This is a genomic window from Pseudaminobacter salicylatoxidans (assembly GCF_003148475.1).
In the GTDB taxonomy this organism is placed as follows: Bacteria; Pseudomonadota; Alphaproteobacteria; order Rhizobiales; family Rhizobiaceae; genus Pseudaminobacter; species Pseudaminobacter salicylatoxidans.
This window is the reverse complement of sequence record NZ_QGGG01000002.1, coordinates 332,569-356,793: the sequence shown is the minus strand read 5'-3', so window position 1 is coordinate 356,793 and position 24,225 is coordinate 332,569. Positions and strand designations below refer to the sequence as shown.

At 63.2% G+C, this 24,225-nt stretch carries 29 protein-coding genes; 15 read left to right on the top strand and 14 right to left on the bottom strand.

What is annotated here, in order from left to right; all coding sequences use genetic code 11:
• Window positions 1-5: 5 nt before the first annotated feature.
• From murI to ttcA, 4 genes are all read left to right on the top strand, one after another.
• Window positions 6-794, top strand: coding sequence for a glutamate racemase (murI, locus tag C7441_RS04385; RefSeq protein WP_109611840.1), 789 nt, complete (start codon window positions 6-8; stop codon window positions 792-794).
• Window positions 795-863: 69 nt separating this feature from the next.
• Window positions 864-1,052, top strand: coding sequence for a DUF3008 family protein (locus C7441_RS04380; RefSeq protein WP_026060582.1), 189 nt, complete (start codon window positions 864-866; stop codon window positions 1,050-1,052).
• Between the two features lie 259 nt (window positions 1,053-1,311).
• Entirely contained in the window at window positions 1,312-1,929 is a 618-nt protein-coding gene (gene rpsD / locus C7441_RS04375) for a 30S ribosomal protein S4 (RefSeq protein ID WP_019173093.1), read from the top strand.
• A 120-nt stretch (window positions 1,930-2,049) separates the two neighbouring features.
• Window positions 2,050-2,898, top strand: coding sequence for a tRNA 2-thiocytidine(32) synthetase TtcA (gene ttcA / locus C7441_RS04370; RefSeq protein WP_109611839.1), 849 nt, complete (start codon window positions 2,050-2,052; stop codon window positions 2,896-2,898).
• 31 nt (window positions 2,899-2,929) lie between these two features.
• Here the strand turns inward: ttcA and C7441_RS04365 are convergent, their stop codons facing one another.
• Together C7441_RS04365 and grxD are read right to left on the bottom strand one after the other, a co-directional pair.
• Window positions 2,930-4,132 carry a multidrug effflux MFS transporter gene (locus C7441_RS04365; protein WP_109611929.1) on the bottom strand — a complete coding sequence of 401 codons (1,203 nt, stop codon included), beginning with the start codon at window positions 4,130-4,132 and terminating at the stop codon, window positions 2,930-2,932.
• Between the two features lie 139 nt (window positions 4,133-4,271).
• The gene (gene grxD / locus C7441_RS04360; protein WP_019173091.1) at window positions 4,272-4,604 is read right to left on the bottom strand and encodes a Grx4 family monothiol glutaredoxin; all 333 of its coding nucleotides are present in this window, start codon (window positions 4,602-4,604) and stop codon (window positions 4,272-4,274) included.
• A 186-nt stretch (window positions 4,605-4,790) separates the two neighbouring features.
• Between grxD and C7441_RS04355 the strand changes: the two genes are divergently transcribed.
• The gene (locus tag C7441_RS04355; RefSeq protein WP_244916057.1) at window positions 4,791-5,579 is read left to right on the top strand and encodes a phosphodiester glycosidase family protein; all 789 of its coding nucleotides are present in this window, start codon (window positions 4,791-4,793) and stop codon (window positions 5,577-5,579) included.
• 41 nt (window positions 5,580-5,620) lie between these two features.
• Here the strand turns inward: C7441_RS04355 and C7441_RS04350 are convergent, their stop codons facing one another.
• The 7 genes from C7441_RS04350 to purC form a co-directional block, all read right to left on the bottom strand.
• Window positions 5,621-5,854, bottom strand: a complete 234-nt coding sequence (locus tag C7441_RS04350) for a BolA/IbaG family iron-sulfur metabolism protein (RefSeq protein ID WP_019173089.1) — start codon at window positions 5,852-5,854, stop codon at window positions 5,621-5,623.
• Between the two features lie 12 nt (window positions 5,855-5,866).
• The gene (gene purL / locus C7441_RS04345; protein WP_109611837.1) at window positions 5,867-8,083 is read right to left on the bottom strand and encodes a phosphoribosylformylglycinamidine synthase subunit PurL; all 2,217 of its coding nucleotides are present in this window, start codon (window positions 8,081-8,083) and stop codon (window positions 5,867-5,869) included.
• 88 nt (window positions 8,084-8,171) lie between these two features.
• Complete coding sequence (locus C7441_RS04340) at window positions 8,172-8,582, bottom strand: hypothetical protein (RefSeq protein WP_109611836.1); 411 nt, start codon at window positions 8,580-8,582, stop codon at window positions 8,172-8,174.
• Window positions 8,583-8,643: 61 nt separating this feature from the next.
• Entirely contained in the window at window positions 8,644-9,330 is a 687-nt protein-coding gene (gene purQ, locus C7441_RS04335; protein WP_019173305.1) for a phosphoribosylformylglycinamidine synthase subunit PurQ, read from the bottom strand.
• Window positions 9,327-9,581, bottom strand: coding sequence for a hypothetical protein (locus C7441_RS04330; RefSeq protein ID WP_109611835.1), 255 nt, complete (start codon window positions 9,579-9,581; stop codon window positions 9,327-9,329). The genes purQ and C7441_RS04330 overlap by 4 nt, the downstream gene beginning before the upstream one ends.
• Before the next feature lie 19 nt (window positions 9,582-9,600).
• On the bottom strand, window positions 9,601-9,843 hold the full coding sequence (gene purS / locus C7441_RS04325) for a phosphoribosylformylglycinamidine synthase subunit PurS (RefSeq protein ID WP_019173307.1): 243 nt from the start codon (window positions 9,841-9,843) through the stop codon (window positions 9,601-9,603).
• A gap of 68 nt (window positions 9,844-9,911) precedes the next feature.
• Window positions 9,912-10,679, bottom strand: coding sequence for a phosphoribosylaminoimidazolesuccinocarboxamide synthase (gene purC / locus C7441_RS04320; protein ID WP_019173308.1), 768 nt, complete (start codon window positions 10,677-10,679; stop codon window positions 9,912-9,914).
• Between the two features lie 270 nt (window positions 10,680-10,949).
• On the opposite strand from purC, the gene C7441_RS04315 reads away from it, so the two are divergent.
• Window positions 10,950-11,270 (top strand): DUF1476 domain-containing protein, encoded by a 321-nt coding sequence (locus tag C7441_RS04315; RefSeq protein ID WP_109611834.1) that lies wholly within the window; start codon window positions 10,950-10,952, stop codon window positions 11,268-11,270.
• Between the two features lie 106 nt (window positions 11,271-11,376).
• Window positions 11,377-12,186 carry an HpcH/HpaI aldolase family protein gene (locus C7441_RS04310; protein WP_109611928.1) on the top strand — a complete coding sequence of 270 codons (810 nt, stop codon included), beginning with the start codon at window positions 11,377-11,379 and terminating at the stop codon, window positions 12,184-12,186.
• A 4-nt stretch (window positions 12,187-12,190) separates the two neighbouring features.
• Here the strand turns inward: C7441_RS04310 and C7441_RS04305 are convergent, their stop codons facing one another.
• Entirely contained in the window at window positions 12,191-12,745 is a 555-nt protein-coding gene (locus C7441_RS04305) for an RBBP9/YdeN family alpha/beta hydrolase (RefSeq protein ID WP_109611833.1), read from the bottom strand.
• Window positions 12,746-12,934: 189 nt separating this feature from the next.
• Between C7441_RS04305 and C7441_RS04300 the strand changes: the two genes are divergently transcribed.
• Entirely contained in the window at window positions 12,935-13,828 is an 894-nt protein-coding gene (locus C7441_RS04300) for a VOC family protein (protein WP_425326557.1), read from the top strand.
• A gap of 94 nt (window positions 13,829-13,922) precedes the next feature.
• Here C7441_RS04300 and purB read toward each other — a convergent pair whose 3' ends face one another.
• Entirely contained in the window at window positions 13,923-15,230 is a 1,308-nt protein-coding gene (gene purB, locus C7441_RS04295) for an adenylosuccinate lyase (protein WP_109611832.1), read from the bottom strand.
• A gap of 204 nt (window positions 15,231-15,434) precedes the next feature.
• Between purB and C7441_RS04290 the strand changes: the two genes are divergently transcribed.
• Window positions 15,435-15,668: a DUF2171 domain-containing protein gene (locus tag C7441_RS04290; protein WP_019173313.1), complete on the top strand. Its 234-nt coding sequence runs from the start codon at window positions 15,435-15,437 to the stop codon at window positions 15,666-15,668.
• A gap of 80 nt (window positions 15,669-15,748) precedes the next feature.
• On the opposite strand, the gene C7441_RS04285 is transcribed toward C7441_RS04290, so the two are convergent.
• Genes C7441_RS04285 through C7441_RS04275 form a run of 3 tightly spaced genes read right to left on the bottom strand, consistent with a single transcriptional unit; the run spans window position 15,749 to window position 18,617 of the window.
• Window positions 15,749-16,477, bottom strand: coding sequence for a DUF2259 domain-containing protein (locus C7441_RS04285; protein ID WP_109611831.1), 729 nt, complete (start codon window positions 16,475-16,477; stop codon window positions 15,749-15,751).
• A gap of 59 nt (window positions 16,478-16,536) precedes the next feature.
• On the bottom strand, window positions 16,537-17,550 hold the full coding sequence (locus tag C7441_RS04280) for a P1 family peptidase (protein ID WP_109611830.1): 1,014 nt from the start codon (window positions 17,548-17,550) through the stop codon (window positions 16,537-16,539).
• Window positions 17,547-18,617, bottom strand: a complete 1,071-nt coding sequence (locus tag C7441_RS04275; RefSeq protein WP_170125004.1) for a branched-chain amino acid ABC transporter substrate-binding protein — start codon at window positions 18,615-18,617, stop codon at window positions 17,547-17,549. The genes C7441_RS04280 and C7441_RS04275 overlap by 4 nt, the downstream gene beginning before the upstream one ends.
• A gap of 186 nt (window positions 18,618-18,803) precedes the next feature.
• On the opposite strand from C7441_RS04275, the gene C7441_RS04270 reads away from it, so the two are divergent.
• From C7441_RS04270 to C7441_RS04245, 6 genes are read left to right on the top strand one after another with little or no spacing between them, the layout of a single operon-like run.
• Window positions 18,804-19,304, top strand: coding sequence for a flavin reductase (locus C7441_RS04270; RefSeq protein WP_109611829.1), 501 nt, complete (start codon window positions 18,804-18,806; stop codon window positions 19,302-19,304).
• A 16-nt stretch (window positions 19,305-19,320) separates the two neighbouring features.
• On the top strand, window positions 19,321-20,247 hold the full coding sequence (locus C7441_RS04265) for an AAA family ATPase (RefSeq protein WP_109611828.1): 927 nt from the start codon (window positions 19,321-19,323) through the stop codon (window positions 20,245-20,247).
• A gap of 14 nt (window positions 20,248-20,261) precedes the next feature.
• Entirely contained in the window at window positions 20,262-21,518 is a 1,257-nt protein-coding gene (locus tag C7441_RS04260) for a vWA domain-containing protein (protein ID WP_109611827.1), read from the top strand.
• Between the two features lie 32 nt (window positions 21,519-21,550).
• Complete coding sequence (locus C7441_RS04255; RefSeq protein WP_109611826.1) at window positions 21,551-21,889, top strand: XdhC family protein; 339 nt, start codon at window positions 21,551-21,553, stop codon at window positions 21,887-21,889.
• A 5-nt stretch (window positions 21,890-21,894) separates the two neighbouring features.
• Complete coding sequence (locus tag C7441_RS04250; RefSeq protein WP_109611825.1) at window positions 21,895-22,605, top strand: XdhC family protein; 711 nt, start codon at window positions 21,895-21,897, stop codon at window positions 22,603-22,605.
• Entirely contained in the window at window positions 22,602-24,215 is a 1,614-nt protein-coding gene (locus C7441_RS04245) for an NTP transferase domain-containing protein (RefSeq protein ID WP_109611824.1), read from the top strand. Before C7441_RS04250 ends, C7441_RS04245 begins: the two co-directional genes overlap by 4 nt.
• Window positions 24,216-24,225: the final 10 nt, after the last annotated feature.

Here is a 24,225-nt window from a genome sequence, read left to right as displayed (position 1 = left end):
ACGAGATGACCGACCGGCCGGTGCTGATGTTCGATTCCGGCATTGGCGGGCTCACCGTGCTGCGCGAGGCGCGTGTGCTGATGCCCGACCGCCGTTTCGTCTATGTGGCCGACGATGCCGGCTTTCCCTATGGCGATTGGGAGGAAGAGGCGCTGCGGGTGCGCATCGTCGAACTGTTTGCCCGGCTGCTCGAAGAGCACCGACCGCAGATTGCGGTTATTCCCTGCAATACGGCCTCGACACTGGTGCTCTCCGATCTGCGCGCGGCCTTTCCCGATACGCCCTTCGTCGGCACCGTGCCGGCGATCAAGCCTGCGGCCGAGCGCACGCGCTCGGGGCTGGTGTCGGTGCTGGCAACGCCCGGCACGGTCAAGCGCGCCTATACGCGCGATCTCATCCAGTCCTTCGCCAATGAATGCCATGTCCGCCTCGTCGGCAGCCAGAACCTCGCGCGCATGGCCGAAGCCTATATTCGCGGCAGGCCGCTGGACGACGAGGCGGTGCTGGCCGAAATCTCACCCTGCTTCATCGAGCAGGAAGGAAAACGCACCGACATTGTGGTGCTGGCCTGCACGCACTACCCCTTCCTTGCCAATGTGTTCCGCCGGCTGGCGCCCTGGCCGGTGGACTGGCTGGACCCGGCCGAAGCCATTGCGCGGCGGGCGCTGTCGCTTGTTCCGGCGGCATGCGTGGCCGAGCCCGGGCATGAGGCGGATGTGGCGATCTTCACCTCTGGCGGCGCCGATTTCCTGACCCGGCGACTGATGCAGGGTTTTGGGCTGACGGTCGCTTGAAAGCGGTTTTACCGGAACAAGCCGGCAGGCTGCGGGTTTTCCCCTACACGCGGATGAAGGAGAAAAACCATGCCCGCTACATCGAAAGCCCAGCAGATGGCCGCAGGCGCTGCCCTTGCCGCCAAGCGTGGCGAGATCAAGGTCAGCGAGCTGAAGGGCGCATCGAAGGAAATGTATGAGTCGATGAGCGAAAAGCAGCTCGAGGAGTTCGCCGAAACCAGGCGCAAGGGCCTGCCCGAACACAAGACCAAGCACTGAGCGCGCAATCCGCCGCCTTATTGCCGGTGACGAACGCCGCCGAGGCCGGAAACGACCAAAAAGACGTTGACTTTCCAGCTTTGGCCGCTTATCCACCCGGCAGCCGCGCAGAGATGTGTGGCTTTACGTGTCCCGTGGGTTTTTCCGCCAGCTTTGCGCGGGAAATCCTGTCAGGTCTCGAAAAAGGAGGCCAGAGGAGGGCGCGTTTCCTTCGCTCGTAGCACGAGGCTCCGGGCATATTTGTTTGAAAGGGAATGCGATGAGCAAGCGCGAATCCGCAAAATACAAGATCGACCGCCGTCTTGGCGAAAACATCTGGGGCCGTCCGAAGTCCCCGGTCAACAAGCGCGAATACGGTCCCGGCCAGCATGGCCAGCGCCGCAAGGGCAAGCTTTCGGACTTCGGTCTGCAGCTGCGCGCCAAGCAGAAGCTGAAGGGCCACTACGGCGATATTTCGGAAAAGCAGTTCCGCAAGACCTATGACGAGGCTGCGCGCCGCAAGGGCGACACCCCGGACAACCTGATCGGCCTGCTCGAGTCGCGCCTGGACGCCATCGTCTACCGTGCCAAGTTCGTGCCGACGATCTTCGCTGCCCGTCAGTTCGTCAACCACGGCCACGTCAACGTCAACGGCCGCCGCGTCAACATCGGCTCGTATCGCTGCAAGGTCGGCGACGTGATCGAGGTGCGCGAGAAGTCGAAGCAGATGGTAATGGTTCTGGAAGCCGTTGGCCTGGCCGAGCGCGATGTGCCAGACTACATCGAAGTCGACCACAACAAGATGGTCGCCACCTTCCAGCGCGTTCCGGCGCTGGCCGACGTGCCGTTCGCCGTTCAGATGGAACCGAACCTGGTCGTCGAATTCTACTCGCGCTAATCTGTCCGCGAGCATCATTTCGGAAAAGGCCGCCTTCGAGGCGGCCTTTTTCTTTGCCCGTTGCCCTGCGTTCGGTGTTGTTTTAATTCGGGCGAAGAAACCGAAGCAGGAATACGCGCCATGAACATGATGCCGGAAACGATCGCCGATCTGGAAGGCGATGCCTGCCATCCGATGTTTCGCGATACGCCGCCGGGCGTGGAGTTCAACAAGCTGCGCAAGCGGCTGCTGCGCCAGACGCGGCAGGCGCTGGATGACTTTTCCATGGTGAAGCCAGGCGAACGCTGGCTGGTGGCGCTCTCGGGCGGCAAGGATTCCTACGGCCTGCTGGCGCTGCTGCTCGACCTCAAATGGCGCGGTTTCCTGCCGGTGGACCTGCTGGCCTGCAATCTCGATCAGGGTCAGCCGAATTTTCCCAAGCACATTCTGCCGGATTTCCTGAACCGCAACGGCATTGCGCACCGCATCGAGTATCAGGACACCTATTCGATCGTCACCGACAAGATCGACGAGGGCAAGACCTATTGCTCGCTCTGCTCGCGTCTGCGGCGCGGCCATCTCTATCGCATCGCCCGCGAGGAGGGGTGCTCGGCGCTGGTGCTCGGCCACCACCGCGAGGACATTCTGGAAACCTTCTTCATGAACCTGTTCCATGGCGGCCGGCTTGCCGCCATGCCGCCCAAGCTGCTCAATGACGAGGGCGATATGCTGGTGCTGCGTCCGCTGAGCTATTGCGCGGAATCCGACATGGTGAAATTCGCCGATGCAATGCGCTTCCCCATCATTCCCTGCGATCTCTGCGGCAGCCAGGAAGGCCTTCAGCGCAATGCCATGAAAACCATGCTCGACGACATCGAGCGGCGCATGCCCGGCCGCAAGGATACGATGATCCGCGCGCTGACCAATGTGCGGCCGAGCCATTTGCTGGATCGCAACCTGTTCGATTTCGCGGGCCTTCTGGCCTCATAAGGAACGGGCGGCCATTGGCCGCCCGCTTTTCTCATACCGGTTTGTGATGCGGCTGGAACAGCCGCCCCTTCTCCGCGATCAGCACGAAGACCAGCCCGACCACCGACACCATGAAATAGCCGGCGGCGAGCGGCGTCGTGGTGCCGTCGAAGGCCTGACCGATCAGCGCGCCGATGAGGCCGCCGCCAGCCGTTCCCATGAAGCCGAGCACGGAGGAGGCGGTGCCGGCCACATGGCCGAGCGGCTCCATGGCGAGCGCGTTGAAGTTCGAGCCGATGAGGCCGAACTGGAACATGGCGAGCGTGAACAGCAGCAGATAGAGAGACAGCGGCAGATAGCCGAGCATCAGCGACAGCACGAACCAGACGAAGCTCACCAGGATGAAGCCGATGAGCGCGCCATGCGACAGCCGGCGCATGCCGAAGCGGCCGACGAGACGCGAGTTCAGGAAGGACGACAGCGCCATGAACATGGCAACGCCCGCGAACACGACAGGGAACATCGCGCCGAGGCCATAGATGCCGACATAGATCTGCTGGGCGGAGTTGATGAAGCCGAACAGCGATCCGAACACGATAGAGGCGGCGAGCGTATAGCAGAAGGCCACGCGATTGCTCAGCACGATGCCGAATCCGCGGATGATGACCGCGGGCGTGAACGGGCGCACATCCGCGGAATCGAGCGTTTCGGGCAGGCGAAACCAGATCCAGAGCGACGCGAGTATGGCGATTGCGGCCATGAAGCCGAAGATCAGATGCCATTCGCCGAAGATCATGACGACCTGTCCGACGCCGGGGGCAACCACCGGGACGATCATGAACACCATCATCACCAGCGACATCACCTCCGCCATTTTGCGGCCGCCGAACACGTCGCGGATGATCGACACCGTGATGACGCGCGTGGCGGCCGAGCCGATGCCGTGTACGAAGCGCAGTGCCAGCAACGTGCCGAATGTGGGCACGAACATCGCCGCACCCGCCGCCAGCACATAGATTGCCATGCCCAGAAGCAATGGCGGACGGCGGCCGAAACGGTCCGCGAGCGGGCCGTAGGCGAGCTGGGCAAAGGCAAAGCCCAGCAGATAGGCGGAAATCACATACTGCCGATGGTTCTCATTTTCGACACCGAGGCTGGCGCCGATTTCCTGCAGGCCGGGCAGCATCATGTCGATGGCAAGCGCATTCAATGCCATCAGCGTCGCCATCATGGCGATGAATTCGACCTTTCCCATGCCCTGCAGGCGCGGTTCGTGCACTGTGGTCGATGCGTCCATGCTTTTTTTCCCTCGAAACGGCAATAAAGGCGCCGGAACGGCCGGCGCCTTTCAAAAGTCCCGAGCGATGCCGGAACGGACTATAAGCAGCGGTCGGTCAGGCGGCCCGAGTGGCCACGCCCTTGCCTTCGAAAAGGGCCTGCAATTCGCCGGCCTGGAACATTTCACGTATGATATCGCAGCCGCCGACGAACTCGCCCTTGACATAGAGCTGCGGAATGGTCGGCCAGTTGGAGTAATCCTTGATGCCCTGACGCAGTTCCATCGAGGTCAGCACGTCGATGCCTTTGTAATCGACACCCACATAATCCAGAATCTGGACGACCTGGCCGGAGAAACCGCATTGCGGAAAGCCGGGCGTGCCCTTCATGAACAGAACGACGTCGTTGTTCTTGACCTCGTTGTCGATGAAATCCTTGATACCGCTCATCAGATTTGCCTTTCATCCCCCGCATGCGCAGGGCTGTAATAGTTGATCCATCAAATAACCCCAATAGCCGGGGGACACAAGGTCGCCCCTGACGAAGCGTGGCAGGAGACCTGATAAAAGGGTCCCTTCGCGTGCGATGAACAAGGCTGAAAAGGGATTGCCGTGCATTTGATCGTGAAACGGGGAGTGGCTTTGGGGGTCTTCATCCTCGCGCTGGGTGCTGCGGCTTTCGCGGCCATCTGGTGGCTGAAACCACGGCCCGAGCCGAAGCCGCAGCGCGCCGCCGCGACCCTTCCGCAGTTCTGCCGGGATCAGGATTTCGAAGGTGTGGGCTATGTCATCTGCGAGATCGATACACGCGAATATGCGCTGGAATTGTTTCACGCCGATGGGGGCAGCAAGGCTTTCGGCTCGCTCAAAGCCTTCGACGCCGCAATGGTGGGGCAGGGCCGTCGGCCGCTCCTGTCGATGAACGCGGGCATGTATCACGAAGATTTGTCCCCCGTTGGCCTGCTGGTGGAGCAGGGCGTTCAGGTGAGCCCGATCACTCTGGCGGATGGAAAGGGCAATTTCTTCATGAAGCCAAACGGGGTGTTCAGCATCGCGAAGGCAGGAACGGTCGCGATTATCGAATCGTCGGTCTATGCGGTGGCCTCACCCACGGTGGCGTTTGCGACGCAATCAGGCCCCATGCTGGTGATCGATGGGGAACTGCACAAGCGTTTTGAGGAAAACGGATCTTCCCGCTACATCCGCAACGGCATCGGCATTCGTGATCCGCATACGCTGATGCTGGCGATTTCGCGCAAGCCTGTAAGTTTCGGAAGCTTCGGCCGCCTGTTTCGCGATGCGCTGGCCTGTCCGAACGCGCTCTATTTCGACGGGGCCATTTCCGCAATGTCGAACGGCAGGGAGATGATCGTGGGCGGAGCCCATCCGGTCGGGCCGATCCTTGCGGTGTTTGAAAAGGAATAGTGGATCGCGGCCGGATCGATGCCGTCCGGCCGCGAAAGGTTTCAGTCCGGCGCGCTGGTCTGGAGGGCAAGGGCGTGCAGAACGCCGCCCATATTGCCCTTCAACGCGTCATAGACCATCTGATGCTGCTGGACGCGGCTCTTGCCGCGAAAGCTTTCGGCGACGACCTCGGCGGCATAGTGGTCGCCATCTCCGGCAAGGTCACGAATGGTCACCTTGGCATCGGGGATGCCTTCCTTGATCAGCCTTTCGATGTCGTGTGCGTCCATTGCCATGAGATTTTCCTGTTAGCTGTCCATGAAGCGCGGGAACCACGATTCATGGGCGTCGGTCATTTCTGACACAGGTATCGCACGGGCTTCGCCGAGTTTCAATTCGGTGCCGCCGGTGGTGCCGATCCAGGGGGCGAAGATACCCGTATCCTTGTTGCGCTCCTCGAAGAACCAGTCGACGCGGTCGCGCGGGATCGTCACCAGATAGCGCCCCTGATCTTCACCGAAGAAGGCAGGAATGGGAGACAAGTCCTTCAATTGATTGACGGTTGCGCCGATGCCGGACGCCATCGCCATTTCTGCAAGGCCGACAGCCAGGCCGCCATCGGAAAGGTCATGCACGGCGGTCGCGATGCCGTCGGCAACCAGCGCGCGGACGAAATCGCCTACTTTCTTCTCATGTTCCAGATCGACCGGCGGCGGCGGACCATCGGTGCGGCCGTGGAGGTCGCGCATATAGACCGACTGCGCCAGATGCGTGCCCCAGGATGCCGGCGCGCCGACGAGCAGGATCGCTTCGCCTTGCGCCGCAAAGCCGATGCGCGCCATTTTCGACCAGTCGCGGATAAGGCCGACGCCGCCGATGGTGGGCGTGGGCAGGATGCCCTGACCGTTGGTCTCGTTGTAGAGCGAGACGTTGCCGGAGACGATCGGGAAGCCGAGCGCGCGGCAGGCATCGCCGATGCCGGTGACGGCCTTGACGAACTGCCCCATGATTTCAGGGCGCTCGGGATTGCCGAAGTTCAGGTTGTCGGTGGCGGCGAGCGGCTCGGCGCCGGTCGCGGTCAGGTTGCGCCAGCACTCGGCCACGGCCTGCTTGCCGCCCTCATACGGATCGGCCTCGCAATAGCGGGGCGTCACGTCTGATGAGAAGGCGAGGGCCTTGGTGGCATGACCTTCCACGCGCACCACGCCGGCATCGCCGCCCGGAATCTGCAGCGAGTTGCCCTGAATCAGCGTGTCGTACTGTTCCCAGACCCAGCGGCGGCTGGAAAGATTGGGGCTGTCGAGGAGCTTCAGGAGCGCATCGGCCACGTCGGCGTCGGGAATATCGTCCTTTGCCAGCGGCTCGGGCTTGCCCGGCTCGACCCACGGGCGGTCATATTCGGGCGCCTCATCACCGAGTTCCTTGATCGGCAGGTTGGCGACTTCCTCGCCCTGATGCAGCACGCGGAAGCGCAGGTCGTCGGTTGTCTTGCCGACGATGGCGAAGTCGAGCCCCCATTTGCGGAAGATCGCCTCGGCCTCTTGCTCCTTTTCGGGGCGCAATACCATCAGCATGCGCTCCTGGCTCTCGGAGAGCATCATCTCATAGGCGGTCATGCGCTCTTCGCGCACCGGCACCTGATCGAGATCGAGTTCGATGCCGAGATCGCCCTTGGCGCCCATTTCGACGGCCGAGCAGGTGAGGCCGGCCGCGCCCATGTCCTGGATGGCGATGACAGCACCGGAGGCCATCAGTTCAAGACAGGCTTCCAGAAGGCACTTTTCGGTGAAGGGGTCGCCCACCTGCACGGTGGGGCGCTTTTCCTCGATGTCGTCGCCGAATTCGGCAGACGCCATGGTGGCGCCGCCGACGCCGTCGCGACCGGTCTTGGCGCCGAGATAAACGACCGGCAGGCCGACGCCTTCGGCCTTGGAAAGGAAGATGCCGTCGGTCTTTGCAAGGCCGGCGGCAAAGGCATTGACCAGAATGTTGCCGTTGTAGCGGGCGTCGAAATTGACCTCGCCGCCGACGGTCGGCACGCCGAAGGAGTTACCGTAGCCGCCGACGCCGGCGACGACGCCGGCCACGAGGTGTCTGGTCTTGGGATGGTCAGGCGCGCCGAAGCGCAGCGCGTTCATGGCAGCCACAGGGCGGGCGCCCATCGTAAAGACGTCGCGCAATATGCCGCCGACGCCGGTTGCGGCGCCCTGATAGGGCTCGATATAGGAGGGGTGGTTGTGGCTCTCCATCTTGAAGACCACGCAATCGCCGTCACCGATGTCGACCACGCCGGCGTTCTCACCCGGACCCTGGATGACCACGTCGCCCTTGGTCGGCAGGGTGCGCAGCCATTTCTTCGAGGATTTGTACGAGCAGTGCTCGTTCCACATGGCCGAGAAAATGCCGAGCTCGGTGAAGGTCGGCTCGCGCCCGACAAGCTCGAGGATGCGCTGGTATTCGTCGGGCTTGAGCCCGTGCGATGCGATCAACTCGTCCGTGATCTTCACGGTGTTGGAAATGGTCATGGGATCGGGCCTTTTCCGGTCAGTTCAAAAGCGGGATTCAGATTGGGTTGCAGGGTTTGGTTCGGGGCAACCTGCGTCCCGTGTATCGTCAGGCGGTCGCAAAACAGGAGCCGTTGCCGCTTGCCCAGCGCGCCAGATCGGCCTCGATGCGCGCGCCCAGAGGCTGCGACGTCAGCGGACCGAAATGCTCGATGCGGCTGGAGCCGCGCGCCTGCACGACCAGCAGCGGCAGGCCGCCATAATCGCGGACCGGCACCAGCAGGAAACGGGGGGTGCCGCCGAAAGCGTTCAGCTCGTTTGCCATGCGATAGGATTTGAAGGCCGGATCCTTGCTGGCGAACCAGCATTTGTGCGCGGCGATCGCCACCGGTTCCATGGCCCGCAACGCCGCGCTCTTGCCCGAGCCGCCGCCCCCTTCCGACGATTTCGACCCCGCCTGGCAGGCAGCCAGCGCAAGAAGGCAGGAGATTGCCGCTGTAACCTTGCAAAGCTTCTTCATGCCGCGCGTTTCGCCTTTCGGATCAAGGATTGCGGTCTGTCGAGTTGGTGGCTGGATCAGGTCAGGCGTCGACCAGTTCCCGTTGGGCGCTGCCGAGCACGCTTTCGAACAGCCCGCGCCCATCGGTGCCGCCATGCGCCGGCTCGATCAGGTTTTCGGGATGCGGCATCAGGCCCAGCACATTGCCCCTGGCGTTGACGATGCCGGCGATGTCGTTGATCGACCCGTTGGGATTGGTGCCTTCGGCATAGCGGAACACGACCTGGCCCTCGCCCTCGATGCGCGCCAGCGTCCCGGCGTCGGCGAAATAGTTGCCGTCATGGTGCGCGACCGGGCAGCGGATGATCTGCCCCGGCTGATAGCGGTGTGTGAACGCCGTGTTGGCGTTGGCAACCTGCAGCTTTACTTCGCGGCAGACGAATTTCAGTGAACTGTTGCGCATCAGCGCGCCGGGCAGCAGGCCGGCTTCGACCAGGATCTGGAAACCGTTGCAGACGCCGATGACCGAAACGCCCTTTGCGGCCTTTTCAGCCACCGCGCGCATCACAGGCATGCGGGCGGCAATGGCGCCGCAGCGCAGATAATCGCCATAGGAAAAGCCGCCGGGGATGACGATCAGGTCGACATCGGGGATCTCGGTGTCGGTCTGCCAGATGGTGACGGGCGCTTTGCCCGAAATCTTGGTCAGCGCCGCGATCATGTCGCGATCGCGGTTGAGGCCGGGGAGGACGACGACAGCAGATTTCATTTTGGTTCGTAGGGCCTTTGCGTTTCGGCAAGTTCGCGCAGTTCGAGGTGGCGCTCTATGCGGTCGAGGCTTTCGTCATGCCTGTCGAGCTTCGTGTAAATGTTGTGAACGTCGCTCTGCATTGAAAGCATGTGGCCGCGAATGGCTATCAGCTCGTGCTTGACTTCGCGGACACCGTGCTCAAGTCCGTCGAGGCGGGATTGAATTTTCTTCAGCGCCTCGTAGAGCAGGTCGCTTGAAATTTCAGCCACAACCGCCTCCGGTTCAACCTCAGGTTATGGACACACTATAGTTCTCGATGACCGTGTTCGCCAGAAGCTTGTCGCACATGGCCTTGAGGTCGGCTTCGGCCTTGGCCTTGTCGGCGCCTTCGATCTCGATGTCGAAAACCTTGCCCTGGCGCACCTGTCCCACGCCTTCGAAGCCGAGGCCGTCGAGCGCATGCTCGATTGCCTTGCCTTGCGGGTCGAGCACGCCGTTCTTGAGGGTAACGGTTACGCGGGCCTTGATCACGGGTATTTCACTCCGGAAAGTCGACTGGAAGTTGTTCGGGCGCGACTTGGTCGCGCCCGAGGTTAGGTTCAGTGCTTGACGAGGACCGGGCCGGTCGGCCGCGGCGGCTCGTTCTCATTCATGATGCCGAGCCGGCGGGCAACTTCCTGGTAGGCCTCGACCAGTCCGCCCATGTCGCGGCGGAAGCGGTCCTTGTCGAGCTTGTCCTGGGTGTTGACGTCCCACAGACGGCAGCTGTCGGGCGAAATCTCGTCGGCGACGACGATGCGCATCATGTCACCCTCGAACAGGCGGCCGCATTCGATCTTGAAATCGACGAGCTGGATGCCGACGCCGAGGAACAGGCCGGAGAGGAAGTCGTTGACGCGGATGGCAAGCGCCATGATGTCGTCGATCTCCTGCGGGCTCGCCCAGCCAAAGGCGGTGATGTGCTCTTCCGACACCATCGGGTCGTCGAGCGCGTCGGCCTTGTAATAGAATTCGATGATCGAGCGCGGCAGCACGGTGCCTTCCTCGATGCCGAGGCGCTTGGCCAGCGAACCGGCGGCAATGTTGCGCACCACGACCTCAAGCGGAATGATCTCGACTTCCTTGATCAGCTGCTCGCGCATGTTGAGGCGGCGGATGAAGTGGGTCGGGATGCCCATCCGGTTCAGATGGGTGAAGATGTGCTCGGAAATGCGGTTGTTGAGCACGCCCTTGCCGTCGACGATGTCGTGCTTCTTCTTGTTGAAGGCGGTGGCGTCGTCCTTGAAGAACTGGATCAGCGTACCCGGCTCAGGTCCTTCATAAAGGATCTTGGCCTTGCCTTCGTAGATGCGGCGGCGGTTTTTCATCTCATTGTTCTCTGAATTCAAGGGCAACGGCACCTAACCGCTCCCTGCTTCTCGCGGTGGAAAGCGCGGAGCCAGTGGGTTTCAACGGGGTCTCTATCCCAAAAGCGGCGTTTCCTCAATCGACAAATATGCGTGATCCGCCGCTTTCCCAAGCGAATTGCCGCACCGCAGCAAAGTCCTGCCCATATTGACCCGCAAACAGCTTTCGTTTTCTGTTCTACAAACCCATATACACTATCACGAATCGGCATCGTACCGGAGGAACTGCGTATGACGAGCATGAAAGACCGCGAGGAAACCTTCGAGAAGAAGTTTGCGCTCGACGAGGAACAGCGGTTCAAGGCAGTGGCGCGGCGCAACAGGATGCTTGGCCTGTGGGCGGCCGAGAAGCTCGGCAAGAGCGGTGAGGACGCCGAGGCCTATGCCAAGGAGGTCGTCATCGCCGATATCGAGGAAGCCGGCGATCACGATGTTTTCCGCAAGATCCGCAAGGATTTCGATGAGGCCGGCATCCAGCAGTCGGACCATCAGATCCGCCGCCAGATGGATGAATTGCTGGCAACGGCGATCGAGCAGGTCAAGGCCCTGTAAACGCAGCCTTCGGCTGGACCAACGAACCGCCTGCTTGCCGGGCGGTTTTTCTTTGCCTTGAAACCGGTTCCGGGCCAGATTGTGGCACAATCCGCAGGAGCCCGTCATGACTTTCGCTTCCCGCCTCAACAATGGTGAAACGCTGATCACCGCGTGGTCCAGTGTTCCTGACGCGCTGACCGTCGAAATCGTGGCGGCGCAGGGGTTCGACGCCGTCGTGCTGGACATGCAGCATGGCGGCCATCATGAGGACAGCGTGCTGCGCAGCGTTCTTCCGGTGTTGCGGGCGGGCCGGCACCCGGTCGTGCGCATTCCCGTCGGCCGTTTCGACATGGCCAGCCGCGCGCTCGACTTCGGCGCGGAAGCCGTGATCGCTCCCATGATCAACTCCGAGGAGGACGCGCGAGGCTTTGCGGCCGCGATGAAATATCCTCCGGTGGGCGAGCGTTCCTGGGGACCGACCTTCGCTGCCCCCCGGCATGGCAATACGGATTCGGTCGCATGGCTGCATGAAAGCAACGCCAGGACCGTGTCCTTCGCGATGATCGAGACGCGGGCGGCGCTGAATGCGCTGGACGGCATTCTGGAAACGCCTGGCATCGACGGCATCTTTGTCGGCCCGGCCGATTTCTCCATCGCCTGGACCGAGGGCGGGACGGTGGATTCCACGCTTGAGGACATGATGGAAACGCTGGCGCGCATTGCCGCGCGTGCGAAGGAGGCCGGCAAGCACGCCGGCATGTATGTTGTCGACGCGGCCATGTGCGGCCGGTTCGTGGAGATGGGCTACCGCTTCCTGGCGCTGGGCACTGAGCATCGCTATATCGCGCTGGGCGCCGACAGCCTGCTTAAAGCCGCGCATGAAAGCCTGGGCACTCCCGCAGCGCGAAAGACCACGGGCGCTGCGGGTTACTGACCGGTCAGCCGGGCAGGCGTGTCAGGAAGTTGGCGAAGGCCATGGAGCCTTCGGGCCACGGTCCGAATCCGGATTCGGCATTGATGTGGCCGGCATCGCCGGCATGGATCAGGTGTGCGCCCCACGCCGCTGCTATATCGGCCACGATTTCTTCCGAGCAGAACGGATCGTTGCTGCTCGATACGACCATTGAAGGGAAAGGCAGCGGGTCGCGCGGATAGGGGCCGAAGGTCATGAGATGTTTCGGCCGGATCGCCGGATTGGCGACATCGGGTGGTGCGACGAGAAAAGCTCCCGCAACCGGCTTCCTGAACAGCGGTACGGCGTGGACGACCGCCGGCACGCCGAGCGAATGCGCCACGATGACGACAGGCCTTTCGGCCTCGTTCACCGCCTGCGCGACGGTTTCCACCCAGTCTTCGCGCACGGGCTTCGACCATTCCGCCTGCTGCACCCGTCGCGCCGTTGACAGTTTTGCTTCCCAGCGGCTCTGCCAATGGTCCGGGCCGGAATTGGTGTAGCCGGGAACGATGAGGATATCTGCGTCTTTGACCTTCATGGGCGCGCATGTAGCGGCGAGCCGGCCGCGGTGCAACCTTGCAAATAGACAAACCGGCGTGACCTGACGATGTAGGGCGAGCTGTCTCGGTTTGCTGAACGCCGTGTTCGCCAACTGCTATCTTGTGTGAACGACCGATTGTGCTGATCTAAAGGCGAACGAAACAGCCGTGTTGGCCGGAGCGAAAAATTGGATCTGACACGACGCAAACTGGTGGGTAGCGCCGCCTTGCTCGCTTTCGGGGCGGCGGCGCGACCGGGCCATACGGAGCCAGACATGAACACACTGCCATTTGCGGCCACCACGCCGATCAGCGTTTCCCGCGTCGGCCTGAAGGCAAGGGATGCCGATACGCTCGCTGCCTATTATCGCACGGTGGTGGGGCTCGACGAATTGTCGCGGGACGGAACGGTCATCACGCTGGGTGCGGCAAACCGGCCGTTGCTCGACATCGAGGCGGATGCGGCGGCAAAGCCGGATGATCCGCGCAGCGCCGGGCTGTTCCACACCGCGTTCCTGCTGCCCGAGCGCGCCGATCTGGGCCGCTGGATAAAGCATGCCATCGACCGACGCATTCCCGTCGATGGCGCATCCGACCATCTGGTGAGTGAGGCGCTTTATCTGACCGATCCGGAAGGCAATGGCATCGAAATCTATACAGACCGACCGCATGAAGACTGGAAATGGAACGGCCCGCATGTGGAAATGGCGACGATCGGGTTGAATATTCCCGATATCGTCGCATCGGCCGGTGATACCGAATGGAACGGCGCGCCGGAAAACAGCATCATCGGCCATGTGCATCTGCGTGTCGGCGACCCGAAGGAAGCCGAGGCGTGGTGGGGCCGGGAGTTCGGCTTCGATACGGTGGCTGAATATGGGGCGCAGGCGGTGTTCCTGTCTTCGGGCGGTTATCACCACCATATAGGCGCCAATTCATGGCAAAGCTCGAATGCCGGAAAGCGCGACGCGGGCCGTACAGGGCTGAACTGGGTGGAGATGCGCTCGGCGAGCGCGAAGGCGAGCGAAATCCGTGAAGACCCGTGGGGTACGGTGATCCGGACCGTGCCGGACGTGGCTTGACAGCACCCGCAAAGAAAAAGGCCCGCCAGGGAGCGGGCCTTTTCCAGTCCGGGAGGTCATGCGGCAAGAACGTTGCCGCGACCGTTTGGTTCCCTCAGCTTTCGCCGAACACCCGCCTGAAGATCGTGTCGACATGCTTGGTGTGGTAGCCGAGGTCGAACTTTTCGCGGATCTGTTCTTCCGAAAGCGCGGCGCGAACTTCCGGGTCGGCCAAAAGCTCCTCAAGGAAATCCTTGCCTTCTTCCCAGACTCTCATGGCGTTGCGCTGAACGAGGCGGTAGGCGTCTTCGCGGCTCACGCCGGCTTGCGTCAGTGCCAAAAGCACGCGCTGCGAATGCACCAGCCCCCGGAACTTGTTCAGGTTCTTCAGCATGTTGTCGGGATAGATCACCAGCTTCTCGATGACGCCGGCAAGCCGGTTCAGCGCGAAGTCGAGCGTGATCGTGGTGTCGGGGCCAATGGCGCGCTCGACGCTCGAATGGCTGATGTCGCGCTCATGCCAGAGCGCCACGTTTTCCATCGCCGGCGTGACAGACATGCGCACGAGGCGGGCAAGGCCGGTGAGGTTTTCGGTCAGCACCGGGTTGCGCTTGTGCGGCATGGCCGAGGAACCCTTCTGGCCGGGCGAGAAGAATTCTTCCGCCTCCAGCACCTCGGTGCGCTGCATGTGACGGATTTCGATGGCGATGTTCTCCATCGACGAGGCGATCACGCCCAGCGTGGCGAAGAACATGGCGTGGCGGTCGCGCGGGATGACCTGCGTGGAAACCGGCTCGGGTGCGAGACCCAGCTTTTCGCAGACATATTCCTCGACGGACGGATCGATGTTGGCGAAGGTGCCGACCGCGCCGGAAATGGCGCCGGTGGCGATTTCGGCGCGCGCGGCGACCAGACGTGCGCGGCCGCGCGCCATTTCGGCATGGAAGCGGGCGAAGGTGAGGCCCATCGTGGTCGGTTCGGCATGGATGCCGTGGCTGCGGCCGATGCGGATCGTGTCCTTGTGCTCGAAGGCGCGCGTCTTCAGCGCGGCCAGCACGCGGTCCATATCGGCCAAGAGCAGGTCGGCCGCACGCACGAGCTGGATGTTGAGTGTGGTGTCGAGCACGTCCGACGAGGTCATGCCCTGATGGACGAAGCGGGCGTCGGGACCGATGAACTCGGCCAGGTGGGTCAGGAAGGCGATCACGTCATGCTTGGTGACGGCCTCGATCTCGTCGATGCGTGCGACGTCGAATTTGGCCGCGCCGCCCTTTTCCCAGATCGTCTTTGCCGCTTCCTTCGGGATGACGCCGATCTCGGCCAGCGCGTCGCAGGCATAGGCCTCGATCTCGAACCAGATGCGGAATTTGGTTTCCGGCGACCAGATGGCCACCATTTCCGGGCGCGAATAGCGAGGGATCATGTCGAGCTGTCCGTTAAGCGTTGGGTTGGCCGCGTCCTAACAGACCATGCCCCATTCCTCAATGCGGCAGACCGCCAAGCCGGGGGAATATGCATCCAAAACCGGTCTCGCGGCGTTATCGGCGTGTATTTCCAGAAGGGAGGAACGTCCGTGACCGCTGCTGATCAATTGCACGAAGAAACCATCAGGCAGATACGTGAGGATATGGAGGTGATCGGCGCCGACGGCGTGCATGTCGGCACTGTCGATGCCGTGACCGGGGACCGCATCAAGCTCACCAAGCGGGACAGCGGGCAGGGGTCGCACCGCCATCACCATCACTATATCCCGCTTATCCTCGTGGCCGAGGTGGAGGGCGACAGGGTGCGCCTGTCGGCCAATTCCGATGTCGCCGTCAGCTTCGAGGAGGAGGAAGACTCCAGTCCGCCTGGAGCATGATGCCGAAAGGCGTGAAGCGTCTTTCAGATCACATCATGGGGTATCCGATTGTTTTTGCCGCATGTTCTGGCGGGTAACGCTTACAGCTTGCCGGTCACGGCCATCCAGCGATGGTCGGGTCCTTCGAAGCCAATGCTGCGAACGGCGATCAGCACAGCATAGACCGGCTGTGCACCCTGGCCATAAAAGGTCTGAATACCGCCGATGCGATAGCCAATCGGGCAGTTGCGGCTTTGCGGGAGGGTTTCATCTTCATGCAGGAGCCGGGTCTGCGCGCCGTCGCGGGTGCCGATGCGCAGCAACCGGAACCCCATGGTCTCGCCAAGCGCCTGGCAAACCTCCGGCCCTTCCTGCGGAAACTCCACGAGGCGGAATTCCAGTTCGTCATCTATCGCCGGAAAAACGGGGCGCGGGTTCACCGCCATCCGGTAAGGGTCGCCATTCAGTTGCGTGACTGGGCGGAAGCCTGCGGTGTAGCCGCGATTCCCTTCAAGTTCGGATTGTTTCACAATTTTCTCGCCCTGGTCGCGGGCCTTGTCGCGGACGGTGGAAAGGGCGGCATTTTCGTCATCGATGCGCACCCGGACCGGTGTGCCGGGCAGGAATTTGTCGGTCGCCGTGTCGATGTAGAAACGGTTGGCATAGGGAAAGCCGGAGCCGTCCTGAATGCCGTATTCCTCGAAGGCGAAGATGCCGCCATCATGGCTGAAGCCGAGGATATTCAGGGTCGCGGCATCGCCGGCGCAGGCCGATGACGCGGCCGCAATCAGGGTGGCGAAGGCAAGGCCAATCTGCTTGATGAAACGCATGGCGTGGATTCCCTCCTGCATTGACTGCGAGCCTGGGCCCGATCCGTGGTGACGGCAGCTCAATCCTTCAACGATGACCACACCGGCATGAGGTCGCCCGAGGCTGCCGTTGCGGAATATACGGCCCGCGCGATGGCGCGTGCCATTGTGGCGCCGGCGGCGGCGTAAAGGTCGGTGATGCTGTCGGGGTCAGGCGCAATGCCGCTCTTTCCGGTGGCGAGCGCAAAGACGAGATCCCCGTCCATCGGCGTATGGGTGGGCCAGATCGCGCGGGCAAAGCCGTCATGGGCGGCAATCGCCAGACGCTTGGCAGCAGGTTTGGTCAGAACAGCATCGGTGGCGATCACGGCAATCGTGGTGTTGGCGCCGGCGACCGGCCGCCGGCGGAATTTCAGTTCGATGTCGGTGCTATTCGGGGGCAAGGGCGAGGGCAGGCCAAGCCCGCCGAACTCGTCGCCGATCTCGAAGGGGGCTGCCCAGAAATGCCGGCCGCCGCCGACCGTGACCGCACCGACCGGGTTTGCCGCCACCAGCGCGCCGATGGTGATGCCGCTTTCCAGCGCGGTCGAGGCTGAGCCGAGGCCGCCCTTGAGCCCGGCCACCAGCGCGCCCGTGCCGGCGCCAGCGGTGCCGATCCCGAACCCGGTGGCCGCGTTCTGAACGGCCTCGTAGCCGAGTTCGCGGTAAGGCGGATAGCGGCCCCAGTTCTTGTCGCCGCCATTGATGAGGTCGAACAGAATGGCGCCGGGAACGATGGGAATGCGCTGATCGGCCACCGCGAAGCCGATGCCGCGCTCGCGCAGCGCCGCCTGTACGCCGGAGGCGGCATCGAGCCCGAAGGCCGAGCCGCCCGACAGCACCACGGCATTGATGGCTTCGACCGAATTGTGCGGCTCCAGGAGGTCCGTTTCGCGCGTGCCGGGCGCGCCGCCCAGCACCTGCACGCCGGCCACGGCAGGTTCGTCGCAGAGCACTACGGAGACGCCCGATTTCAGCTTGGCGTCGGCCGAATTGCCGACCCGAAGCCCGGCGACATCGGTGATGAGATTGCGAGGGCCTGCCTTGAAGCTCATTGCACGTCCACCGGCGTGAAGCGTGTCCCGTCATAGCGGAAGACGCGGTAGGGGTTTTCGGACAGATCACCTTTGTCGTCGAACCTTACAGGCCCGATCGCGGTCTGGAAATCATGTTCGGTGAGCGTTTTTTTCAGGTCGCCGGATGGCCCCGCATCGGCAAATGTCCTGCGCGCCACCTCCACCGCAGCATAGGCTGGCAGGACATAGCCTTCCGGGACGATGCCTTTTGCCTTGAACTCGCTGACCACGGCAGGGCGCGCGACTTCCTGCCATTCGGGCAGGGCGATCTTCAGCGTGCCTGCCGCCAGCGGCACGGGTCCGGCAGCGGCGCGCAGGGCCTCGCCGCCGGCGAACACCATGTCAGCTCCGATCTTGTGCGCGTCGCGCGCCATGATGGCGATGTCGTCACGGTCGCCGCCGACAAAGACATGCGTGGCGCCTGCCTTGCGCAAACGGCCGACGAGGCCGATCTGGTTGTCGAGCTGGGGCCGGAACGTATCGTTGAAGACAGGCTTCAATCCATCCTGTTCGGCGGCATTGCGAAAGCTTTCGGCCAGTTCGCGACCGTAGATCGTGCCGTCATCGACGATTGCGAAAAGAGCCTCGCGCCAGAGTCTTGTGAGCAGACGTGCCGTCGCCTCATGTTCGCCGTCGGCGCGGGGGCCGAGACGGAACACCGGCCAGCCGGTCTTTTCGCGGCGGTCGGTCAGGCTGTCGGTGCGCACACCGATGGTGATGACGGGAATACCGGCCTCTTTCAGGATCGGCATGGCCGCTTCGATGGATTCGCCACAGAGAAAGCCGGTCACGATCCGTACGCGGGCTTCGACGAATTGCCTTGCAACCCTGGCGCCACCTTCGGCCGTGCAGGCGTCGTCACCGATTTCAAGCGCGACCGAGCCGTCTTCGGCCGCGGCTTCGGCGCCGCTGCGCATCTGCGCGCCGAGGATGGCGGAGGAGCCGCTGAGCGGGGCAGAGATGCCGAGCCGCAACGGTTCGGCACAGGCGATGCCGGCCAGCAACAGGCCGCCCAGAACGCCGATGACCGAACCTGCAATTCGCATGCTTTCCGCGTGTCTCCAACCGCGCCGACAGCCGGCGTTATTCGGGGCCCAGAGGTAAAGGCTGGCTGCGCTTTCCGCAACACGCTAATTGGGGCGGTATCGCGACTGGCCCAAACCGCCTCGCTTGTGAGGGCGGTTTGGCACGCATATATACCGGGCAACGGACCAAATTCGGGATTCTCTCTTGTGCTGAAGAAATACGATGTCGAGCCGCAGGCCTATCGCGACGCGATGGCTCATTTCGCCGGTGCCGTGCATGTCGTGACGACCGACGGCGCGGCCGGAAGACGTGGCGCGACCGTGATTGCGGCCTGCTCGGTGTCCGACACCCCGCCGATGATCCTGGTGTGTCTCAATCGCCAGAACCCGAACAACGACCTGTTTCTCAAGAACAGCAATTTCGCGCTCAACACGCTTGCTGCGCATCATCAGGAACTGGCGGCCGCCTTCTCGGGCATAACCCGCCTGCCGCCTGAAGAGCGCTTTGCGCTCGGCCGCTGGGAGACGCTTGCCAGCGGCGCGCCGGTCCTTGCCGACGCGCTTGCGGTGTTCGACTGCGAGCTGATGGACACCAAGGATCTAGCCACCCATCGTGTCCTTTTTGGCAGGGTGACAGGCTTGCGGGTGGCCGATAACTTCAAGCCGCTGATCTATCATGATCGCGGCTACCACGTACTTGGCCGATGAGGCCCATGGAGACGCAATGACCGAAGCGGCGCGACCGGTACCCGGCTCCATCGACGAAACGATGGAGATGCTGACAGGGGCCGACTATGTCGCTGACCGCGCGCTGGCCACGGTTCTGTTCCTGAGCCTGCGCATGCAGCGCCCGCTGTTCCTCGAAGGGGAGGCGGGCGTGGGCAAGACGGAAATCGCCAAGGTGCTGGCAAGCGGGCTCGGCCGCCGGCTGATCCGCCTGCAATGCTATGAAGGGCTCGACGTTTCCTCCGCCGTCTATGAGTGGAACTACGCCGCCCAGATGATCGAAATCCGTATGGAGGAAGCGGTCGGGGAGGTCGACCGGCGCGACATGGAGCGCAACGTCTTCTCCGAGAAATACCTGATCCGCCGCCCAGTGCTGGACGCGCTGACCGGCAAGGCAGACGCGGCTCCCATCTTCCTGATCGACGAACTCGACCGTACCGACGAGGCGTTCGAGGCATTCCTGCTCGAAATCCTGTCGGACTTCCAGGTGACTGTGCCCGAACTCGGCACGATCAAGGCGGAAGAGCCGCCGATCGTCATCATCACCTCCAATCGCACGCGCGAAATCCATGATGCGTTGAAGCGGCGCTGCCTCTATCACTGGGTCGATTATCCGGACGCCGGGCGCGAGCTGGAAATCGTGCGTCGCAAGGTGCCGCACGCCAACAGCCGGCTGTCGGCCGAGGTGGTCGGCTTCATCCAGAAGCTGCGCGAGGTCGATCTGTTCAAGGCGCCGGGCGTGGCCGAGACCATCGACTGGGCAAGCGCGTTGACCGAACTCGACAAGGTCGCGCTCGATCCCGAAACTGTGTCCGATACGATCGGCGTTCTCCTGAAATACCAGGACGACATAGCGCGTATCCAGCAGGGCGAGGGCCGCCGTCTTCTCAAGGAAGTGAAGGCGGAGCTGTCGGCTGCGGAGTAGGTGGTGATGGTGGTATGACCGCAGGCGCCTCCCAAAACCTTCCGGAATCGGTTGCCCACCCCGATGGACGCATTGCCGACAACATCGTCTATTTTGCCCGCGCGTTGCGCAAGGCAGGCATGCGCGTCGGCCCCGCTTCGGTGAAGGATGCGATCGAGGCGGTGCTGGCGGCCGGCATCGGCTCGCGCGAGGATTTTTACTGGACGCTTCATGCGGTTCTGGTGACCCGCCACGAGGATCACGCAACCTTCGACGAGGCTTTCCGCCTGTTCTGGAAGTCGCGCGAATTGATCGAGAAGATGATCGCCATGTTCTCGCCGGTCGCGCCCGATAACCGCGAAAAGCAGAAGCTGCGTGCTGCCGAAAGCCGCGTGGCGCAGGCGATGTTCGAGGGGCATGAGAAAAACCAGCCGGCGCGTGAGGTGCCGGAAGTCGAGATCGACGCGCGCTTCACCGTTTCGGGCAAGGAGGTGCTGCACGGCAAGGACTTCGCGCAGATGAGCGCCGACGAGATCGCCGACGCCAAGCGCGCGATTGCCGAACTGCAACTGCCTTTCGATACCGTGCGCACACGCCGTTTTCGTCCCGATACGCGCGGGCGCATCGATCCGCGTGCGATGATTCGCTCGGCCTCCCGCACCGGTGGCCAGCTTATCCTGCCGAAATTCCGGTCAACTCGCGAAATCAGCCCACCCATCGTGGTTCTGGCCGATATTTCCGGCTCGATGAGCCAGTACACGCGCATTTTCCTGCATTTCCTGCATGCGCTGACCGAAAAGCGGCGGCACGTGCACACTTTCGTTTTCGGCACGCGGCTGACCAATCTGACACGGCAGATGCGCCACCGCGACCCTGACGCGGCGTTGGCCGACTGCTCGGCCACGGTGCAGGACTGGTCCGGCGGCACGCGCATTGGCGATGCGCTGCATGAATTCAACCGGCTGTGGTCGCGGCGGGTGCTGGGGCAGGGCGCGGTCGTGCTTCTGATCACTGACGGGCTGGAGCGCGACGACGTGGCGGGGCTTTCGGAGGAGATGGCGCGGCTCAGGCGCTCTTGCCGGCGGCTGATCTGGCTGAACCCCCTGCTGCGTTTCGACGGGTTCGAGGCGCGGGCGCGGGGGGTAAAGGCCATGCTGCCGCATGTCGATGAGTTCCGGGCGGTCCATAATCTTGACGCGCTCGCCGATCTGTGCGCGTCGCTGGACCGGCGAACGTCTGTGGATGTCGACCCGCGCCGCTGGCTTGAAAGTGGCAAGGCTGCGGCGGCATGATCATATAGTCTCTGTGCGATGGAGGAATCGTCATGGAAAACGCTGCACATCTGGACGCCAGCCGCGATCCGCTGCTGATCGCGGAGGAGTGGATGAAAAGCGGCCGCGATGTCGCGCTCGCAACCGTCGTGGAGACATGGGGGTCCGCGCCTCGCCCGGCTGGCAGCCATCTTGTCATCGATGCCGAAGGCAATTTCCAGGGATCGGTTTCGGGCGGGTGCGTCGAAGGGGCGGTGATTGCCGAAGCCGCCGACGTGATCGAGAGCGGCAGGCCGCGCATGCTGGAATTCGGCGTGGCCGACGAGACGGCCTGGCGTGTCGGGCTTTCCTGCGGTGGGCGTATTCGCGTCTATGTCGAGCGGCTGGGGTAAGCGCCATGGATCCGCTCAATCTCAAGAAGCTCAACGCCGAACGCGTCGCCCGCCGAGCGGCAATCCTCGTTACCGACCTGGACGACGGCCGCGATCGTCTCGTGCGCGAGGGCGATGCGGTTGCCGGCGATCTGGGAACTGCGATTGCCGAGGCGTTCAGGACGGGATCGTCGCGCGTCGTGGAGGCGGAAGGCCGCAGCTTCTTCCTCAACGTGCATCTGCCGCAGCCCCGGCTGATGGTGATAGGCGCGGTGCATATCAGCCAGGCGCTGGCGCCGATGGCAGGGATTGCCGGTTTTCCGCTGGAAATTATCGATCCGCGCACCGCTTTTGCCACGCAGGAGCGTTTCCCCGGCGTGACGCTTTATCCGGAGTGGCCGCAAGACGTGCTCAAACAGCATCCCCTCGACACCTATACGGGGCTGGCGGCGCTGACGCACGATCCCAAGATCGACGATCTCGCGCTCAAGGCAGCGCTCGACGCCGGCTGCTTCTATGTCGGCGCGCTGGGCAGCCGCAAAACCCATGCAAGGCGCGTGGAGCGTTTGATGGGAATGGGGCTCGCCGCTGAGGAGATCGACCGGATTCATGCTCCGATCGGGCTCGATATCGGCGCGGCAAGCCCCGCTGAGATCGCCGTGGCGGTGCTGGCGCAGGTCATTCGCACCTTCCGCTCGCGCGATGCAGCAAGACAACCGAAGGGGCAGGCAGCGTGAAATTCGGGACGGTTCCCATCGACCAGGCCGAGGGCGCGGTGCTTGCGCATTCGCTGATGGCCGGCGGCAAGCGGTTTCGCAAGGCGTATCTGCTGGAGGCGGAAGACATTGTTTTCCTGAAGGAAGCCGGCATCGGTGAACTGGTGGTGGCGCGCCTCGAACCGGGCGATCTGGGCGAGGACCCGGCCGCGGCGCGCATCGCCAAGGCGCTTACCATCCGCAATATCGAGGTGAAGCCGGCGGCGACCGGCCGCGTCAACCTCCATGCAAGGGAGGCTGGCGTGTTCACCGTCGACAAGGCGCTGGTGGACGCGATGAATGCCGTCGATCCGGCGATCACGCTCGCTACCGTGGCGGATTTTGCCGAGGTGCAGCAGGGGCAGATGGTTGCGACCGTGAAGATCATCCCCTTCGCGGTTGCCGGCGATCTGGTCGACAAGGTGGTGACGCTCTGTACGGGGCGCGAGGCTTTCGCCGTCGAGCCCTTCCGGGCCTTGCGGATCGGCGTCGTGCAGACCGTCCTGCCGGGGATCAAGGAGAGCGTTCTCAACAAGACGACCGAGACGACGCGCGAGCGCTTCGCCCGCTCGCAAAGCGAGATCACGGAGGAGCGCCGCACGCCGCATGAAACCGCGCCCGTTGCCGAGGCGGTGGGCGCGCTGATCCGCGACAATGACATGGTGGTGGTTTTCGGCGCCTCGGCCATGTGCGATTTCGAGGACGTCATTCCGGCGGCGATTGCACAGGCGGGTGGCAAGGTCATCCGTGCCGGCATGCCTGTCGATCCCGGCAATCTGCTGGTGATCGGCGACATAGACGGCAAGCCGGTGATCGGCGCGCCGGGCTGCGCCCGCAGCCCGAAGGAAAACAGTTTCGACTGGGTGCTGGACCGCGTTATCGCCGGCCTGCCGGTGTCGTCGATGGACATTGCCGGCATGGGCGTGGGCGGTCTGCTGATGGAAATCCCCACGCGGCCGCAGCCGCGCGAAGTGCGCGAAAAGCCGGTCCCCGTGCAGGTTGCGGCGGTGGTGCTCGCCGCCGGGCGCTCCAGTCGCATGGGCGGCCCCAACAAGCTGATGGCGCTGTTCGGCGACCAGCCTCTGATCCGCCGCGCCGCCGAACGGGCGATTGCCAGCCATGTGGCCCCGACCGTGGTGGTTACGGGTCATCAGGCCGAGCGCGTGGAGGCCGCGCTGGCGGGGCTGCGGGTGCGGATCGTGCGCAATCCGGATTTCGCGACCGGGCTTGCCTCGTCGCTCAAGGCCGGCATTGCCGCACTGCCGGCCGAGATCGACGGCGCGCTGATCGTGCTGGGCGATATGCCGGGCATCACCACGAATGATCTGGAGCGGATGGTCGAAGCCTTCCGTGTCAGCGGCGGGAAATCGGTGGTGCGCGCCACCTATGATGGCCAGCGCGGCAATCCGGTTATCCTGCCGCGGTCCGTTTTTCCGGCCGTGGCGAGCCTGCAGGGCGATACCGGCGCGCGGCATATCGTCGAAGCGGAGGGTGTAAGGATCGTCGATGTGGAGATCGGCGCGGGCGCTGCCCTCGATGTCGATACGCGCGAGGCGTTGGAGAACGCCGGCGGCGTGCTGCAGGAAGGCTGAGCAGGGGGAA

Coding starts and splice junctions, on each gene's coding strand:
- C7441_RS04350 (WP_019173089.1), bottom strand. CDS start 5,854: ATGGCAATGGACGCACACGACATCGAAAGGCTGATCAAGGAAGGCATC.
- ttcA (WP_109611839.1), top strand. CDS start 2,050: ATGAACATGATGCCGGAAACGATCGCCGATCTGGAAGGCGATGCCTGC.
- murI (WP_109611840.1), top strand. CDS start 6: ATGACCGACCGGCCGGTGCTGATGTTCGATTCCGGCATTGGCGGGCTC.
- C7441_RS04315 (WP_109611834.1), top strand. CDS start 10,950: ATGACGAGCATGAAAGACCGCGAGGAAACCTTCGAGAAGAAGTTTGCG.
- C7441_RS04265 (WP_109611828.1), top strand. CDS start 19,321: ATGACCGAAGCGGCGCGACCGGTACCCGGCTCCATCGACGAAACGATG.
- grxD (WP_019173091.1), bottom strand. CDS start 4,604: ATGAGCGGTATCAAGGATTTCATCGACAACGAGGTCAAGAACAACGAC.
- C7441_RS04365 (WP_109611929.1), bottom strand. CDS start 4,132: ATGGGAAAGGTCGAATTCATCGCCATGATGGCGACGCTGATGGCATTG.
- purB (WP_109611832.1), bottom strand. CDS start 15,230: ATGATCCCTCGCTATTCGCGCCCGGAAATGGTGGCCATCTGGTCGCCG.
- C7441_RS04285 (WP_109611831.1), bottom strand. CDS start 16,477: ATGCGTTTCATCAAGCAGATTGGCCTTGCCTTCGCCACCCTGATTGCG.
- C7441_RS04260 (WP_109611827.1), top strand. CDS start 20,262: ATGACCGCAGGCGCCTCCCAAAACCTTCCGGAATCGGTTGCCCACCCC.
- purC (WP_019173308.1), bottom strand. CDS start 10,679: ATGAAAAACCGCCGCCGCATCTACGAAGGCAAGGCCAAGATCCTTTAT.
- C7441_RS04290 (WP_019173313.1), top strand. CDS start 15,435: ATGGAGGTGATCGGCGCCGACGGCGTGCATGTCGGCACTGTCGATGCC.
- C7441_RS04280 (WP_109611830.1), bottom strand. CDS start 17,550: ATGAGCTTCAAGGCAGGCCCTCGCAATCTCATCACCGATGTCGCCGGG.
- purL (WP_109611837.1), bottom strand. CDS start 8,083: ATGACCATTTCCAACACCGTGAAGATCACGGACGAGTTGATCGCATCG.
- C7441_RS04275 (WP_170125004.1), bottom strand. CDS start 18,617: ATGCGAATTGCAGGTTCGGTCATCGGCGTTCTGGGCGGCCTGTTGCTG.
- C7441_RS04255 (WP_109611826.1), top strand. CDS start 21,551: ATGGAAAACGCTGCACATCTGGACGCCAGCCGCGATCCGCTGCTGATC.
- C7441_RS04250 (WP_109611825.1), top strand. CDS start 21,895: ATGGATCCGCTCAATCTCAAGAAGCTCAACGCCGAACGCGTCGCCCGC.
- C7441_RS04380 (WP_026060582.1), top strand. CDS start 864: ATGCCCGCTACATCGAAAGCCCAGCAGATGGCCGCAGGCGCTGCCCTT.
- C7441_RS04305 (WP_109611833.1), bottom strand. CDS start 12,745: ATGAAGGTCAAAGACGCAGATATCCTCATCGTTCCCGGCTACACCAAT.
- rpsD (WP_019173093.1), top strand. CDS start 1,312: ATGAGCAAGCGCGAATCCGCAAAATACAAGATCGACCGCCGTCTTGGC.
- purQ (WP_019173305.1), bottom strand. CDS start 9,330: ATGAAATCTGCTGTCGTCGTCCTCCCCGGCCTCAACCGCGATCGCGAC.
- C7441_RS04340 (WP_109611836.1), bottom strand. CDS start 8,582: ATGAAGAAGCTTTGCAAGGTTACAGCGGCAATCTCCTGCCTTCTTGCG.
- C7441_RS04310 (WP_109611928.1), top strand. CDS start 11,377: ATGACTTTCGCTTCCCGCCTCAACAATGGTGAAACGCTGATCACCGCG.